At 38.8% G+C, this 1,383-nt stretch carries 1 protein-coding gene; it reads right to left on the bottom strand.

Annotated features, from left to right (window positions below; translation table 11 throughout):
* A partial coding sequence (locus tag AAGC65_RS03525) for a TonB-dependent receptor plug domain-containing protein (RefSeq protein WP_343111026.1) occupies window positions 1-1,280 on the bottom strand: 1,280 nt, incomplete at its 3' end.
* Window positions 1,281-1,383: the final 103 nt, after the last annotated feature.

Here is a 1,383-nt window from a genome sequence, read left to right as displayed (position 1 = left end):
CCTTGTACATCACGATAATTTATACTTGCCCTGTAGTTTGATTTATCTGTACCACCGGATAAAGCTAAATTATGATTTTGAGAAAGGTTACCATGATTTATTAACCCATCAAAGAAATCAGTAGAGTGGCCGAAATCTTTTTGTAAAATATCTCCGGTAGCAATATGCTGACGAAATTCATCAGCCGTAAGGAAATCAGGCCTGCGCTGAAGATACTCTTTTCTTACGTAAGAAGAATAGTCAAACCTTGGCGGCCCTGGTTTTCCTTTTTTGGTTGTAATTAATATTACCCCCGCGTTAGCGCTGGTTCCATAAATCGCTGCACCGGAACCATCTTTCAATACGTCTATTGATTCAATATCATCCTGTTGTATAAGGTCAAGATTTCCACCCGGGATACCATCAATTACTATTAACGGGCTTGCGCTGCCTGTAACGGTAACAGCCCCGCGCAATTGTACAGATACACCTGAATTTGGATTTGTTCCGCTGGTTCTGGTTATGGTAAGGCCCGGAACCTTTCCCTGAATTACATCAAGCGCGTTTCTTGATCCGCTTTGCCTGAACTCCTTTGGCTCCACGTGAGCTACAGAAGATGTTACTTCTTTAATTCCCTGTGTACCATAGCCTATAACCACAACCTCACCTAAACTTTCACTTGCCGGCAACAGCTTTATATTTAAGCCATTACTTGCTTTTTGAGTTTGTGTTACATAGCCAACAAAAGAAAAACTAAGTACATCGCCATCTTTGGCATCTAAGCTAAATTTTCCGCTAATATCTGTCACGGTTGATTTACCTGTGTTTGTATCCTTAATGGTAACTCCGGGAAGCGGCAAATCCTTTTCATCAACTACCGTTCCTGAAATATTTTTTACAGGGGTAGCTGTTGCAATGCCATTGTCTGATATTTGTTTATCAGTTCTGCCCAAAATAATTCTGTTCTTTATTAATTCATAATCAATGCCGTTTGATTTTAGCACCTCGTTTAAAACGTCCTTTAGCGGCCGGTTTTTAAAATCACCGGACACCAATTGCGAAACGTTGATCGCATTTTTGCTGTAAATAAAGCGGATATTATTACTTTTTTGAAGTTGCTTTATTACATCTAAAAGACTGGTATTGTTCAAAGAGATCGTAATCTTTTCATTAAGCACGTCCTGAGCTTTTAATGAACTGGAATAAGTGGTTCCGGTAATCATTGTAGCTAATAAAACCTGAATAAATGTAATCTTCATGATTTGCCACCAAGAAATAGGTACACGTAATTTAAATTTCATATATTTGAAAGTTTCTTTAGTAAAAAATTGAGACAATAAAGCCCCTGCACCATATTTATGGCGTTGTTTCGACGGGCATTTTAGGCTTAGGAGTGGTCAGAAC

The organism is Mucilaginibacter sp. (assembly GCF_039207105.1).
Classification (GTDB): domain Bacteria; phylum Bacteroidota; class Bacteroidia; order Sphingobacteriales; family Sphingobacteriaceae; genus Mucilaginibacter.
Note: the sequence above shows the minus strand (reverse complement) of the source record. Positions and strands in the feature narration are given on the sequence as shown.